Source organism: Bordetella tumulicola (assembly GCF_965138755.1).
Taxonomy (GTDB): Bacteria; Pseudomonadota; Gammaproteobacteria; order Burkholderiales; family Burkholderiaceae_B; genus Bordetella_A; species Bordetella_A tumulicola.
In genome coordinates this window covers 19,990-35,150 of record NZ_CBCSFP010000011.1, presented here as the reverse complement: position 1 = coordinate 35,150, position 15,161 = coordinate 19,990, and the positions used below count along the sequence as shown (strand labels likewise).

The following is a 15,161-nucleotide window of genomic DNA, read 5'->3' as shown; positions in this document are numbered from 1 at the left end:
TATGACAGTCATATACGAGAAATGTGACAGCCGAGCCCTGCGGTCTCATCCCAGGCGCTCCATGAGGAATTCGTGCAAATTAAAGGGTGCCCGGCGATTGCGCACCCGAGTGTATGTGCCATCGGTCTGCTGTTCCCAGGCCAGCTGATTGTCCCGCAAGGCAAAGGTAAACGCCTCGTCGATGACACGCTTTTTCAGCGCCTTGTCAGTGACCGGGAACGCGACTTCGACGCGGCGGAAGAAATTGCGGTCCATCCAGTCGGCCGATGACAGGTAAACGGGCTCTTCGCCGTCGGCGTAAAAATAGAACACCCGGGAATGCTCCAGAAAGCGCCCGATAATCGACCGAACCCGGATATTTTCCGACAAGCCCGGCACGCCCGCCCGCAGGGCGCATACCCCCCGGACCAGCAGATCGACCTTGACGCCGGCCTGACTGGCCTTGTAGAGCTCGGCGATGATCTGTTTCTCGAGCAGGGAATTCATCTTCGCCATGATCCGGGCGCGCCGCCCCGCCTTGGCGGCGCGGATTTCGGCCTGAATCAAGCCGATCATGGTCTCGTGCATCGTAAAGGGGGACTGCAAGAGGGATTTCAACGTGCGTCGCGCACCCAGCCCCGTCAACTGCGCGAAAACCTTGTCCATGTCTTCGCACAAGCGGGGATCGGCCGTAAGCAAGCCAAAATCGGTATACAGCCTGGCCGTACGCGGGTGGTAGTTGCCTGTGCCCAGGTGAGCATAGCGGCGCAATTTGCCCTTTTCACGACGCAGTACCAAGGCCATTTTGGCGTGCGTTTTATGGGCAACCACGCCATACACGACATGTGCTCCCACCTCTTCGAGACGGGCGGCCCAGTTAATGTTGGTCTGCTCGTCAAAGCGCGCCATCAGTTCCACGACGACGGTGACTTCTTTGCCCGCCCGTGCCGCCGCCAACAGGATCTGCATCAACTCGGAATCTTCGCCAGTCCGGTAAATAGTTTGCTTGATCGCCATCACGTCCGGATCCAGCGCCGCCGCTGTCAGAAAATCGATCACCGGCTGGAATGACTGATACGGGTGATGCAGCAGTTGATCCGCCTTTGCGACCGCCGCAAACAACTCGGCCGGCTTGTCCGAGACCCGGTCAAAGGGTGACGGCATGCTGCCGTGGTAGGGTTCAAATAGCAGATCAGGACGCGTCTCGTCATTGCACAGTTGCATCAGGCGAGACAGGTTCACCGGACCATTGACGCGATAAGTGTCTTCGGGAGCCAGCGAGAATTCATTCTGCAGGTAGGTTTCCAGGTCTGCTGGCGTCAACCGGTCAATCTCCAGACGCACCGCCGCCCCGAAGTTGCGCTGCGACAGCTCGCCCTGCAAGGCTTGGCGCAGATTGGTAACTTCTTCTTCGTCGACAAACAGGTCGCTGTTGCGCGTCACCCGCCACTGGTAGCAACCCAGCATTTCCAGCCCCGGAAAGAGCTCACCCACGAACGCCCGCATCAGCGAGGTCAGCAGCACGTATCCCTCGGGCTTGCCAGACAGCTTGACGGGCATTTTGATCAGACGAGGCAATGCTCGCGGCGCCTGCACAATGGCAATCGATGCTTGGCGGCCATAGGCGTCCACCCCTGACAAGGCCACGATAAAGTTAAGACTCTTGTTGTAGACCCTGGGAAACGGGTGGGCGGGATCCAGGCCGATGGGCGTCAGCAACGGCATGACGTCGCGCTTGAAGACTTCATGCGCCCACTGCTGCTGCTCGGGATTCCATTCCGACGCGTGCAGCAACGCAATCCCCTCGGCGTCCAGACGAGGCAAAATTTCGTCGTTCAGCAGACTATATTGGCGCTCTACCAGTTTGTGAGCGTGATTCTGTACCCGGTCAAAGGCTTCGCCGGGCGTCCTGCCATCGTCGCCGTGCAGCGTCGGGTTCTGGCGCAACTGCTCTTTCAGGCTGGACATACGAATTTCAAAGAATTCGTCCAGATTCGAGCTGACAATACAGACGTAGCGCAAACGCTCCAGCAAGGGGACCTGCGGGTGCTCCGCCATCGCCAAGACCCGTTCATTGAATTTCAGCAAAGAAAGTTCACGGTTTAGAAACGGGGACTCAACTAGCGATGTGGACATACGGGGTTCCATCCCAAGATTCAGGAGCAAAAGCTGCGTTTTACTACAGTAATGTGACCATTCCATGACGAAATGGTGATAGCCCGCTAGCGTACGTCAAAACCCGAGATTCTGGCGATCCGATCAGGCACATTCATCTCCGTTCTCTATAATTGCAGCTTCTTACAGCCTTAACGACCTCCAGCATGGATCATCTCCTGGCAGCCGTAGACCTCGGTTCGAACAGTTTTCGCCTGTCTATCGGACGAGTTGTCCAAGACGAAAACGGACAACAGATTTACCAGGTCGACGCCCTGAAAGAAACCGTGCGGCTGGCGGCCGGACTGGATCAGAACCGACGACTGGACGACGCTGCCATCGACCGTGCCGTCGCTGTACTGGAACGCTTTGGCGAGCGTTTGCAGAGTTTTCACCCCAGTCGGGTGCGTGCGGTGGCGACGAACACCTTTCGCGTCGCGCGCAATACCGAGGAATTCCTGCCGCGTGCGGAGGCGGCGCTGGGTTTTCCTATCGAAGTCATCGCCGGACGCGAAGAAGCCCGACTGATTTTTTCCGGTGTAGTGCACTCCCTGCCCCCTTCGACCAACAAACGCCTGGTCATCGACATCGGCGGCGGGTCGACCGAAGTCATCATCGGCAAGGATTTCGAGCCCGCGTTAATGTCATCCCTCTATATGGGATGCGTCAGTTATAGCCGTGATTTTTTCCCCGACAGGATCGTTGATGCGCACCAGATGAAGCAGGCCGAGCTGACCGCTCGCCGCGAAATCGAAGTCATCGCCAAGCAATATCGAAAAATGGGCTGGAAAGAAGCCTATGGCTCTTCGGGTACCGCCAAAGCCCTATACGCCATCCTGACCGAATGCGGCTTTTCCGATATCGGCATTACCCGGGCAGGCCTGGGCAAACTGAAAGACCGCATCATCAAGTCGGGCCAAGTCATTCCCGATGAATTGCCGGGCATTAAAGTGCATCGCGCCGACGTGCTTCCAGGCGGTTTGGCGATCATGATCGCCCTCTTCGACGAACTGGGCATTGAAGTCATGCACACCGGCGACGGTGCATTGCGGGTGGGCGTACTGTACGATTTGCTGGGCCGTGACGCAGCGCATGACACGCGCGATGAGTCGGTACATCAATTCATGAAGCGCTATCACATCGACAATAATCAGGCCCAGCGTGTACGTGAGGCGGCACTCGCGTTTTTTGATTCGATTTACGCATCTGATAAAGAGCATGCCGACCTGCGTAACGCGCTAGGCTGGGCAGCCAATCTGCACGAAGTGGGTTTGTCTATCGCTCACAACGCCTATTACAAACATACGGCGTATGTGCTGGACAATGCGGACATGCCAGGCTTTTCCCGCGCCGATCAGCAGTTGCTAGCGTTACTGACGCTGGGACACCAAGGCAAACTGACCAAGCTCGAATCCATGGTGCGCAACCGCAGCCAGTGGATTGCTATTTTGTGTCTGCGTCTGGCGGTGCTGCTGATGCGCCGTCGTACCGATATCCCCCAACTGCCCCTGAGCGTGTCGGTACGGGACGAGTCTATCGTAGTGCGGGGGAATCAGGCTTGGTTGACCAAGCATCCACTCAGCGACTTTACTCTGCGTGCCGAAGAGTCAGAATGGCGAAAAGTCGGTTTCTCTTTCGAGTTGCTTGAGTTCTAGGCGAAATGAGCGCGTGGCCTTGCGAATGAGCCGGATGCGCAATCGCTTGAGCAGCCGGCGCATAATCAAAGCACCTCGGAAGTCGCGGGGTCCAACCCGAAATGACGCCGATAACGGGTATCCATGCAGGTCATGTCCAACAGCACCGGAAAATCGGCCGCATTGAAATCGGGATCCCAGGCGGGCTCGCCACAGATACGCGCGCCGAGCTTGAGATAGCCCTTGATGAGCGGCGGTACGCGAGCGGGCAGCGTGCTGTTCAGGCGCTCTACCGGATAGCGATGCAGGGGTTTGACGCGGGGCAAGCTGGCGTCTTGCAGACTACCCGAGACATTGCGCCAGACCTCGGCGGCAGTGACGCCGTCGTCGCGCAAACTCACGCTGGCACACCCCAGCATGTAACGATAACCGCCACGTCGCATGAACTCGGCCAAACCGGACCACAACAGCATGATCGCCGCGCCGCTGCGATGATCGGCGTGGGTACATGAACGCCCTACCTCGACCAACTCACTGCGCAACGTTCCGAGCGGAGTCAGATCAAATTCGGATTCGGAATAGTAGCCACCCGCTTCGCGGGCCTTTTCAGGGGTCAGGATACGGTATGTCCCCACGACCCGGCCGGTATCGAGCTCTCGTACCATTAGGTGTTCGCACCAGGGATCAAAACGGTCTTGCTCGATGCCATCATGCGCATCGGGAAAAACGACCCCCATGTCTTGGGTAAAGACCGAGTATCTCAAGCGCTGGATCTGCTCGACCTCGTCGGCCGTGCGCGCCAAGCCCACGACCAGGACATGCCCGGCCGATCCTGCGACCCAGGGTTCGGCGTTTTCACGCCTGGCATCGATACGTGCTAGTTCGAGCATTGCACAGGACTCCTTGATGTGCAGACAGTGTGGAGGCCGGATATGTCAGGCTTCTGACAAAAAAATGACATGACTATGAAGTTTACGCCGATCAAAATTGTGTGAAATAAAAACAAAATGCATCTAAACACAATAAACGCGACGATGGAACAAAAAAAGGGCCGGTTCCGCGGGGTCCGGCCCATACATGCTGCCTGTTGTACGCCGAACCGATCAGTTCAGGCTGGCCGCCAGTTTTTCAGCGCTCGCCTGAGCCAGATCCGCGTCTTCGGCTTCGACCATCAAGCGTAATTTGGGTTCAGTCCCCGACGCACGAATCAATACCCGGCCACGCCCGGCGAGTTCGGCCTCCACAGCACTTTGCGCCGCCATCAGGCCGGCGTGAGATTTCCAATCAGTCCCGGGCACCCAGGGCACATTGATCATCTTTTGCGGATACATGCGCAGTTCGCTGATCCATTGGGCCAGGCTTTCGCCGCTGCGCTGCAAGGCTGTCAACACCTGTAGCGCGGCGATGATGCCGTCGCCCGTAGTGTGACAATCCAGACACAGCAGGTGCCCGGAGCTCTCGCCCCCGTACAGCCAGCCGCGCGCCTGCATTTGCTCCAGGACGTAGCGGTCGCCGACCTTGGCGCGTTCGAACCCGATACCCAGGCGTTGCATCTGCAATTCGAACCCGTAGTTCGTCATCAGCGTACCGACCACGCCGTCGACCGGCCCTTGTGTCATGCGCTCTCGGATGATGGCGTACAGCAGTTCGTCACCGTTATAGACACGCCCCTCGCCATCGACCATCTGCAGTCGGTCGGCGTCGCCGTCCAGGGCAATACCCAGGTGAGCACCGCGCGCCTTGACGACCTTGGCCAGCGCTTCGGGATGCAAGGCGCCGACCCCGTCGTTAATGTTGAAACCATCGGGCGAGACGCCAATGGCGTGCACATCAGCCCCCAGCTCACGAAACACGTGCGGAGCCACGTTATAGGCCGCGCCATGGGCGGCGTCGACGACGATTTTCAGGCCATTGAGGTCAAGCTCGTTGGGAAACGTGCTTTTGCAGAATTCGATATAACGCCCCCCTGAGTCTTGCATGCGACGCGCGCGTCCCAATGCCTTGGAGCTCACGCAGTCCAGCGGCTCGTCGAGTGCGGCTTCGATCTCGGCCTCGACTTCGTCGGGCAGCTTCATCCCTTGCGCCGAGAAGAACTTGATCCCGTTGTCTTGATACGGATTATGTGATGCGCTGATCACGATACCCGCCACCAAACGCAAGGCCCGGGTCAGGTAGGCCACTGCCGGCGTCGGCACCGGGCCCGCCAGCAACACATCGATACCTGCGGCGGATAGACCGGCTTCGAGTGCCGACTCGAGCATATAGCCCGAGATACGGGTGTCTTTACCGATAATGACTTGAGGGCGGTTATGCCCGCGTTCCGTATGCCGACGGAACAACACGCGTCCCGCCGCATAGCCCAGACGTAGAGCAAAAGCGGCGTTGATAACCTCGCCGCCCACCTCGCCACGCACCCCATCGGTTCCAAAATACTTGCGTTGCGTCATAGTTGTATAGCTCCTTGCTCGGATGCTTGCCAGACCTTGAGTGCGTCAACCGTCTCTGCAACATCATGAACACGCACGATAAAAGCCCCCCGTGCCACGCAAGCCAACGCGCCGGCAATACTGCCCGCTAGACGATTCGCCACGGGTTTGCCGGTAGCGTCGCCTATCATGGTCTTGCGTGACAACCCGGTCAGCAATGGATAACCGGAGGCTCGCAGGCTGGAGAGCCCGCGCAATAGTTGATAGTTGTGACTTGCCGTCTTGCCAAATCCAAACCCTGGATCCAGCACGATGCGCTGCGGATCGACCCCGGCGGCGCGCAGTTGTTGCACACGGTCGGCGAGAAACACATCGACCTCACCCAGCAGATCAGTGTATTCCGGTGCCCGCTGCATGGTGCCCGGCTCGCCCTGCATGTGCATCACACACAATCCGCAACGCGACTGCGCCACGGCGTCGATCGCTCCCGGCTGACGAAATGCATAGATGTCGTTGATCATGTCAGCGCCAGCATCCAGCACGGCGCGCATGACCTCGGGTTTGAAAGTGTCAATGGATAACGGCACGCCACTATCACGCAATGCGTCGATGACCGGCAACAGGCGCGCCAGTTCATCCTGCACCGAAACGGGCGCAGCGCCCGGCCGCGTGGACTCGCCTCCCAGATCCAGGATATGCGCGCCCTGGTCGATCAAGCGGCGTGCATGACTGACCGCACTGTCCGTATCGGCGTGTTCGCCACCATCGGAAAAAGAATCGGGCGTGACATTGACGATGCCCATGACGAGCGGGCGCTCGAGATCAAACTCGAAGCGCCCGCATAGGAAGGTGTCACCCATATAAAACGACAGAGACCTGAAACAGCAGCTTAGACCGCAGCCGGTGTGCCATTGCCGTCCGTTGCCAGCCCGGTGGGCGGCGGCGTGTCGGCCGTGTCGGACGGGCCTTGCGGTGTTTTGGGAGGACGCGGAGGACGACCCGACGTGATATCCAAGATCTGATCGGCGTCGATGGTTTCCCACTCGAGCAACGCGCGGGTCATGGCTTCGACCTTATCGCGGTTGTCTTCGAGGATCTTGCGCGCCACGCCGTATTGCTCATCGATGATGCGGCGAATCTCGAAATCCACCTTTTGCATGGTGGCTTCGGACATATGGGTGGTCTTGGTCACGCTACGACCCAGGAAGACCTCGCCTTCGTTCTCGGCATAGACCATGGGGCCCAACTCATCCGTCATCCCGTAGCGGGTCACGATGTCGCGGGCGATCGCCGTGGCGCGTTCGAAGTCGTTCGAGGCGCCCGTGGTCATCTGATTCATGAAGAGTTCTTCGGCAATACGGCCACCGAACAACACAGCGATGGTATTGAGCAGGCGCTCCTTGTCCATGCTGTAGCGGTCGCCTTCAGGCAACTGCATGGTCACGCCCAGCGCACGACCGCGCGGGATAATGGTGACCTTGTGAACAGGATCGGTCTTGGGCAGCATACGCGCCACGATGGCATGGCCAGACTCGTGGTAAGCCGTGTTTCTGCGCTCTTCTTCGGGCATGACGATCGAACGACGCTCGGCGCCCATGATGATCTTGTCTTTGGCTTTTTCGAAGTCGGTCATGTCGACGGTGCGACCATTGCGACGCGCCGCGAACAAGGCGGCTTCGTTCACCAGGTTGGCCAGATCAGCGCCGGAGAAACCAGGTGTACCGCGCGCCAGGATGTTGGCATCGATGTTGGTCGACAGCGGCACTTTACGCATATGAACACGCAGAATCTGCTCGCGGCCACGGATATCGGGCAGCGGCACCACGACTTGTCGGTCGAAACGACCCGGACGCAGCAACGCGGGATCCAGCACGTCGGGACGGTTGGTGGCAGCGATGACGATCACGCCCTGGCCCGACTCAAAGCCGTCCATTTCAACCAGCATTTGGTTCAGCGTCTGCTCGCGCTCGTCGTTACCGCCGCCCAGACCGGCGCCGCGCTGGCGACCCACGGCATCGATTTCATCGATAAAGATAATGCAAGGCGACTGCTTTTTCGCGTTTTCGAACATGTCGCGCACGCGGGCAGCACCCACACCGACGAACATTTCAACGAAATCCGAACCCGAAATACTGAAAAACGGGACTTTGGCTTCGCCGGCAATGGCTTTGGCCAAGAGGGTTTTACCGGTACCGGGCGAGCCCACCATCAGGACGCCACGCGGGATACGGCCGCCAAGCTTTTGGAACCTGCTGGGGTCACGCAGGAAATCAACCAGTTCCTGAACGTCTTCTTTGGCCTCGTCGCAGCCTGCCACATCAGCAAACGTGATCTGGTTCGTGTTTTCGTCGAGCATGCGTGCACGCGACTTGCCAAAGCTGAACGCACCGCCACGGCCGCCGCCTTGCATCTGGCGCATAAAGAACACCCAGACCCCAATCAGCAGCAGCATCGGGAACCACGACACGAAGATGCTCATGAGTAAGGAGGGTTCTTCGCGGGCCTTGCCCGAGACGTCGACACCGTACTTGAGCAAATCGGACACCATCCAGATGTCGCCCGGCGACGTCAAGGTGTACGAACGGCCCGTATCAGGGGTGACATACAGAACGTCCGCCTGCACATCTACCTTGCGAATACGGCCTGCCTTGGCATCCTCCATGAACTGGGTGTAGCTCACGCCATCTTGCGTTTGAGCACGACCGTCGAACTGTTTGAATACCGTGAACAGGACCAGTGCGATCACCATCCAGACCGCGACTTTAGAAAATGAGTTGTTCAAGGTAGATCTCCTGCCCTTTGATTCCGACCGGCAACTGTGCCCCCGCGTATATGGCACAGTCACAAGTATGTCAATAGTTCATTCTACCCTGTCGGCGCCGATTCCGCCCGGCCGTCCCACGGGTAGCTGTATACAACGGTAAAAATTAGTGCTTCAGGTCGCGCGCCACCAGGAAGGTCTCCGAGGACTTGTCCCGGGAAGCTTTTGGTTTGCGTTCCACCACGCGCTTGAAGTGCTGTTTGAAGGTTTGCACGATCTGCGAAAAACCGCTGCCGTGAAAAGCCTTGACGATCAGCGCACCATCAGGCTTGAGGTGGTTGCGGGCGAACTCCATCGCCAACTCGCAGACATGTTGAATGCGCGCGGAATCAGCAGAACTCACACCAGACAAGTTGGGGGCCATGTCGGAAATCACAAGGTCTACCGGTTGGCCGCCGACGATTTCTTGTAACTGTTTCAAGACTGCGTCGTCACGAAAATCCCCCAGGATGAACTCGACGCCCGCGACGGGCTCCATCGGCAGGAAGTCCAGCGCGATAATACGACCATCGACCACCCCGCCGGGGCCGGCCAGGCGCTCACGCGCCACCTGCGACCAGCTGCCCGGCGCAGACCCGAGGTCGACCACCACGTCGCCACGGTGCATGAGCTTTTCCGTGTCGAGGATCTCGATTAGCTTAAAGGCAGCACGCGCCCGATAGCCCTTTTGTTGCGCCATCTTCACATAAGGGTCGTTGATGTGCTGGTGGATCCAGTCTTTAGAGAATTTCTTTTTGGCCATTACCGTACAATTCCACACATGCCTATATTAGAACTCACCTCACGCGAGCGCAGCGAATTGCGCTCGGCCGCCCACCCGCTGAGCCCGGTCGTCCTGATCGGCGACAACGGGCTGACCGACGCGGTCTTGAAAGAAATTGATCGCGCCTTGACGTCCCATGGGCTGATCAAGGTACGCGCCGGCGGCAGCGACCGCAACGAGCGCGAGGCCATGCTGGCGACGATCTGCGAGACGCTATCGTGCGCGGCGGTGCACCATTTGGGCAAGATGCTGATCTTGTTCCGCCCGCTGGCCGGCAATGTTGCCGCCGCACCCGACGAAGACACCACCCCCGTCCGACGCAAGCCATCTGAGCCGCATACGCCCAAAAAGCTGGCAGCTGAAGGCAAGACCTTGTCCAAAGCGCGTCCCGCCCGTGCCCGCAAATCGGCGCCCGTCGAGCCCAAGGCCCGCTCGCGCACAGACATGATGTTCAGCACCACGGACCGCCCGACTCGCCCATCCACCAAAAAACCCGCGTCAGCGTCGCCGCATGGTATTCCGCGCCGTTCAGGCAGCGCGCTCAGCCTGCGCGCCGGTACCCGTAGTGGCATGCGCGCATCAGCCGGGCGCAAGAGCACCAAGCGATAAATAAAAAATAAAACGGTATGGCCAATGGCCAGACCCAGAATCAACAAAACGCCAATCCCTACGGACTTGGCGTTTTTTTTGCCGCTGAGCCGCCCCAAGGCAGAAAGGTGCCCCATGGGAGGGCAGCAAGCCGAAGGCGCCGCGTGGAGGCCTTTTTGCCGCCGGGCCGCCCCAAGGCAAAAATGCCCCCTTGGGGGGCAGCAAGCCGAAGGCGCCGCGTGGGGGCCTTTTTGCCGCCGGGCCGCCCCAAGGCAAAAACGCCCCCTTGGGGGGCAGCAAGCCGAAGGCGCCGCGTGGGGGCCTTTTTGCCGCCGGGCCGCCTCAAGGCAAAAATGCCCCCTTGGGGGGCAGCAAGCCGAAGGCGCCGCGTGGGGGCCTTTTTTTCGAGTGGTCACCCGTCAGATCACAAGTAACGCACACCCAGGACTTCGTACTCGCGGACGCCCGAGGGGGCCTTCACCTCGACCACGTCGCCTTCGGATTTGCCAATCAGCGCACGTGCCACGGGGCTGGAAACCGAGATCAGGTTGGACTTGATGTCGGCCTCGATGTCGCCCACGATCTGGTACGACAGACGGTTCCCCGAATCCAACTCTTCGATATCTACCGTGGCGCCGAACACCGCGCGTCCCTCGGCATCCAGCGTGCTGGGATCGATGATGTGCGCATTGGAAAGCGTCCCTTCAAGGTCAGAAATACGGGCTTCGATGAAGCCTTGGCGCTCGCGGGCGGCATCGTACTCGGCATTTTCCGACAGATCGCCCTGGGCACGAGCCTCGGCGATAGCGTTGATCACTTCGGGGCGCTCGATGGTCTTGAGCCGATGCAATTCGGCTTGCAAACGCTCGGCTCCGCGCGCGGTCAGAGGAATGGCAGGCATGTCGTTTCCCAAACAAAAAGTAGAAAACGCCCCGAATTGGAGCGTTTCGGTCAAAACACAGTTAGATTTTTGCCAGCGCCGCCCAAGCGGGGCTAGCGGGTGATACCAATAAAGATCAAACAAGCCGCAACGATCTGGACCCGGTTATCAGTGTTGGCTAGCGTTCCTGGCGACTTGTGTTGATCGCCCCCGCACCCGACGGGACAAGGGTGGCGACCAAAGATAAAGCCCCCACGCGGCGCCTTCGGCTTGCTGCCCCCAAGGGGGCGCTTTTGCCTTGGGGCGGCCCGGCGGCAAAACAAAACCCCGGCTCGGGTCAGAACCGGGGTAAGCAAGTCATTATTGTGGTCAAAATCGACGGGAATTGCAAGTCATTCAGAAACCAGTCATTTCGCTGCAATTCCGCGTAGTAGAGGCAATATAACGGGCGTTAGAAAGGGCCCAACCGTGGAATGATCAATGCCCCGTGAAGATATCAATAACGCGATCAACCGTGGCCAATCCTACCCTTGAACCATGACCTACACCACTTGGCGCCCGCTGCGTTGCAACAAGGCATACAAGATGATGGCGCCAAACGTTGCCGTCCCAATGCCGCCCAACGTGAAATCGCCCAGTTTGACAGTGAAATCCCCTGCGCCCAGAACCAGTGTGACAGCGGCCACAATCAAATTGCGGTTATCGCTGAAATCAACCTGATTCACCACCCAGATCCGCGCCCCGGCCACGGCAATCAGTCCAAACACCACAACGGACATGCCACCCAGCACCGGGCCTGGGATGGTTTGAATCAGCGCACCGAATTTGGGGGAAAAGCCCAGAAAAATAGCGATAATCGCCGCCACCACAAACACCAGGGTCGAATAAATACGCGTGACCGCCATCACACCGATGTTTTCGGCATACGTGGTCACGCCCGTACCACCCACGGCACCGGACAGCATCGTCGCCACCCCATCGCCAATGAAGGCTCGCCCCATATAACGATCTAGATTCTGGCCCGTCATCGCGCCGACGGCCTTGATGTGGCCAAGGTTCTCCGCCACCAGAATGATCGCGACAGGCACGATCAAGCCGATCGCATCGGCCTTGAAGACCGGCGCCACAAACTGCGGCAACCCAAACCATGCTGCCGCGGCCACGCCGGAAAAATCGATGGGTTTGCCAAGCTGCAGGCCATTGGCGCAAATGGCATAAATGACGCACGCCAACAACAACCCTACCAGGATCAATAACCGCTGGACCGTACCGCGGGTATAGACGGCAATGCCGCCCACGCACAACACCGTCACGATGGCCATGCCCGTATCAAAGCCCGAGCCGCCCATCGCTCCCTTGACGGCGATAGGCGCCAGATTCAGCCCGATCACCGCCACCACCGCACCGGTCACCACCGGCGGCATGAGACGTTCGATCCAGGCTGCGCCACCGTCTCCACGTGCATTCGCGGCCGCCACGACAACACCTATCAAGGTATAGACCAAGCCGCAGGCGATGATGCCCCCCAAGGCGACACCGATATTCGCATTGGCACCGGACCCTGCATAACCCGTCACCGCCACTACCCCGCCAATGAATGCAAAGCTCGAGCCCAAATAACTCGGCACTCGGCCACCCACGAACAGGAAGAAAATCAGCGTACCGATCCCGGACATCAGGATGGCGACGTTCGGATCAAAGCCCATGATCAACGGCGCCAATACCGTGGAGCCAAACATCGCCACCACGTGCTGCGCGCCCATGGCAATGTTCTTGGACGCGGACAGGCGCTCATCGGGCGCGATCACGACGCCGGGTACCGAATCATCGGCCAGCTTCCAGCGCGGGAAATAAGAGTTGGGCATGAAGTCCCCTGTATTCAGACAGGAATAATTAGTCGGCGGGCGAAGTGTAGGGGCGAGCACGCCCGCCGGCAATCCGGTGATGCCCGCGCCGATGCCGCCGCTGGCTTTATCATGACGGACCGTGATGCCAAACCGCGTCCGCCGGCCTCCGGTATATCCTGTAGGCCACAGCAAACGCTGACCCAATCCCCTCACCCACCACAAGCATGACTGAAATCTGGTTTATCCGCCATGGCGAAACGCCCTGGAACCGCGAAGGCCGCCTGCAGGGCTGGCAAGACATCGAGCTCAATACCGCCGGACGCGACCAAGCCACGCACCTGGCAGCACGTCTGGCCGCCGGCGAGCATACCTTCACCGCTCTCTACAGCAGCGACCTGCAACGCGCCCACGCCACCGCCATTCCCCTTGGCGCCGGGCTGGACTTGCGCATCCGCGCAGAGCCGGGCATACGCGAACGCAGTTTCGGCATTCTCGAGGGCCTGGATCTTCATCGCATCGACGAACTCGCGCCCGAAGCCGCAGCGGCACGCAAAAGCCGCGACCCGCATCTGCCCATCGAGGGCGGTGAATCGCTAGGCCAATTCCAGGCGCGCGTCATTGCCACGGTGAGTGATCTCGCGCAGCGCCACGCTGATGAGCGCATCCTGGCGGTCACCCACGGCGGCGTGCTGGACATCATCTGGCGCCGGGCATCCGGCGTCGCCCTGGACGGTCCGCGTCCCGTGCCGCTGTTGAACGCCAGCATCAACCGCATCGGTATCGACGATCGTCAATGGCAAGTCCTCGAATGGGGCGACATCGCCCACCTGGATACCGAGTCCGCCAGCGACATCGTGCCGTAGGCACGCTGCGACGTGCGTGGGCCGGGCGATTAGTGGCTTGGTGCATATGGGGTGGATATGGTGCAGGTGGTGGATAGCGCGCAGCGGACCAACACGGGTCCCTAGCCTCCCACACCCGCCAGCATCAACAACCCGCCGTACACGACCACGCCGATAATCACGGCCAAGCCCGAATTGCCCCACCGCCGAACGCTCAAGGCGGTTGCTAGCAGCCCACCGGCATAAGGCAAAAACTGAGACAGGCCCTGCAGGGCAAGGATGTCAGGCACGATCACGGCCGCCGCAATGCCCGCTAACAGGGCCGGTCCCAGCGCCGCCAGCGACGCCCCTTCGGCCAATCGCCGCCGCAGTCGGCTGCGGTTTGACAGCATGAACGGCAGGGCGCGCGTCAGATAGGTGATGACCGCCATCGCGATAACGGCGCCCCAAAAACCCAGTTCGCCGCCGATCATGATGTGCTCCGCAGACGCTGAAAGGCGCAGCCGACGACCGCCGCAGCCAGGATGGCCAGCGTGGTCTGCCCGAGCGCCGCGCAGACAGCCCCTACAACAAGGGCGGCAACAATGGCGCCACGCAGGGTGCGCGTCGCGCTTTGACAAACGAGCGCTAGAAATAACGCGGGCAACGCAAAACGCATGACCTGGGACAGCATGGGAAAATGGCGTTCCAGGCCATCGCCAGCATAAACACCGACGGCCGTGCCGGCGATCCAGGTGACCCATGCACCCAATCCCAGCAGCATCATCCAGCGATTTCGATAGGCAGGGTCGACGTGTTCAATGCGCTGAAAGGCCGTGGCAAACACTTCGTCGGTCAATAGAAAAGCCAACTTGAGTCGTGCACCCAACGGCTCTGGCAAAAAGCGCGACAACAGCGGTCCGTACAGCAGGTGGCGGGCGTTCAGTAGCGAACAGAGCGCGACAACCCATAGCCATGGTGTGCCTGCCTTGATGGAGGCCAACAGCAAAAATTGACTGGCACCGGCATAGACCAGCACCGAAATCAGTACCACCTGCAGGGGCGACAACCCCGTGGACAAGCCCGCGATCCCGAATGTCATGGCCACGGGGAAATACCCGATCATGACCGGCAGACACGCCCTCAAGCCCGCCCAGCTCGCCCCCGCCGGCAAAGCCAGATGGGGTTCGGAAACGGATGGACGACTCATGGGCACACTCCAGTCTTGACACGTCAACGCGCGGCATA

General features: G+C 59.7%; 13 protein-coding genes. 3 read left to right on the top strand and 10 right to left on the bottom strand.

Annotated elements, in window-relative coordinates:
- Nucleotides 1–45: 45 nt before the first annotated feature.
- Nucleotides 46–2,115 (bottom strand): polyphosphate kinase 1, encoded by a 2,070-nt coding sequence (ppk1, locus tag ACNAZS_RS21360; RefSeq protein WP_415792540.1) that lies wholly within the window; start codon nt 2,113–2,115, stop codon nt 46–48.
- 185 nt (nt 2,116–2,300) lie between these two features.
- Between ppk1 and ppx the strand changes: the two genes are divergently transcribed.
- A complete protein-coding gene (gene ppx / locus ACNAZS_RS21355) occupies nt 2,301–3,788 on the top strand; it encodes an exopolyphosphatase (protein ID WP_415792539.1) in 1,488 nt (495 codons plus the stop codon).
- 65 nt (nt 3,789–3,853) lie between these two features.
- On the opposite strand, the gene ACNAZS_RS21350 is transcribed toward ppx, so the two are convergent.
- From ACNAZS_RS21350 to ACNAZS_RS21330, 5 genes are all read right to left on the bottom strand, one after another.
- Nucleotides 3,854–4,657 carry a GNAT family N-acetyltransferase gene (locus ACNAZS_RS21350; RefSeq protein WP_415792538.1) on the bottom strand — a complete coding sequence of 268 codons (804 nt, stop codon included), beginning with the start codon at nt 4,655–4,657 and terminating at the stop codon, nt 3,854–3,856.
- Nucleotides 4,658–4,870: 213 nt separating this feature from the next.
- Nucleotides 4,871–6,214 carry a phosphoglucosamine mutase gene (gene glmM, locus ACNAZS_RS21345; RefSeq protein WP_415792537.1) on the bottom strand — a complete coding sequence of 448 codons (1,344 nt, stop codon included), beginning with the start codon at nt 6,212–6,214 and terminating at the stop codon, nt 4,871–4,873.
- Nucleotides 6,211–7,053, bottom strand: coding sequence for a dihydropteroate synthase (gene folP, locus ACNAZS_RS21340; protein WP_415792536.1), 843 nt, complete (start codon nt 7,051–7,053; stop codon nt 6,211–6,213). Before folP ends, glmM begins: the two co-directional genes overlap by 4 nt.
- 29 nt (nt 7,054–7,082) lie before the next feature.
- A complete protein-coding gene (ftsH, locus tag ACNAZS_RS21335) occupies nt 7,083–8,975 on the bottom strand; it encodes an ATP-dependent zinc metalloprotease FtsH (RefSeq protein WP_415792535.1) in 1,893 nt (630 codons plus the stop codon).
- A gap of 145 nt (nt 8,976–9,120) precedes the next feature.
- Nucleotides 9,121–9,756, bottom strand: a complete 636-nt coding sequence (locus ACNAZS_RS21330) for an RlmE family RNA methyltransferase (RefSeq protein WP_415792534.1) — start codon at nt 9,754–9,756, stop codon at nt 9,121–9,123.
- Between the two features lie 18 nt (nt 9,757–9,774).
- Between ACNAZS_RS21330 and ACNAZS_RS21325 the strand changes: the two genes are divergently transcribed.
- Complete coding sequence (locus tag ACNAZS_RS21325; RefSeq protein WP_415792533.1) at nt 9,775–10,386, top strand: YhbY family RNA-binding protein; 612 nt, start codon at nt 9,775–9,777, stop codon at nt 10,384–10,386.
- A gap of 403 nt (nt 10,387–10,789) precedes the next feature.
- Here the strand turns inward: ACNAZS_RS21325 and greA are convergent, their stop codons facing one another.
- Nucleotides 10,790–11,266 (bottom strand): transcription elongation factor GreA, encoded by a 477-nt coding sequence (gene greA / locus ACNAZS_RS21320; RefSeq protein ID WP_415792532.1) that lies wholly within the window; start codon nt 11,264–11,266, stop codon nt 10,790–10,792.
- 521 nt (nt 11,267–11,787) lie between these two features.
- Entirely contained in the window at nt 11,788–13,110 is a 1,323-nt protein-coding gene (locus ACNAZS_RS21315; RefSeq protein ID WP_415792531.1) for a solute carrier family 23 protein, read from the bottom strand.
- A gap of 206 nt (nt 13,111–13,316) precedes the next feature.
- Between ACNAZS_RS21315 and ACNAZS_RS21310 the strand changes: the two genes are divergently transcribed.
- Nucleotides 13,317–13,955, top strand: a complete 639-nt coding sequence (locus ACNAZS_RS21310) for a histidine phosphatase family protein (protein WP_415792530.1) — start codon at nt 13,317–13,319, stop codon at nt 13,953–13,955.
- 101 nt (nt 13,956–14,056) lie between these two features.
- Here ACNAZS_RS21310 and ACNAZS_RS21305 read toward each other — a convergent pair whose 3' ends face one another.
- Nucleotides 14,057–14,407, bottom strand: coding sequence for an AzlD domain-containing protein (locus ACNAZS_RS21305; protein ID WP_415792529.1), 351 nt, complete (start codon nt 14,405–14,407; stop codon nt 14,057–14,059).
- Nucleotides 14,404–15,123 carry an AzlC family ABC transporter permease gene (locus ACNAZS_RS21300; protein ID WP_415792528.1) on the bottom strand — a complete coding sequence of 240 codons (720 nt, stop codon included), beginning with the start codon at nt 15,121–15,123 and terminating at the stop codon, nt 14,404–14,406. The genes ACNAZS_RS21305 and ACNAZS_RS21300 overlap by 4 nt, the downstream gene beginning before the upstream one ends.
- Between the last annotated feature and the right edge of the window lie 38 nt (nt 15,124–15,161).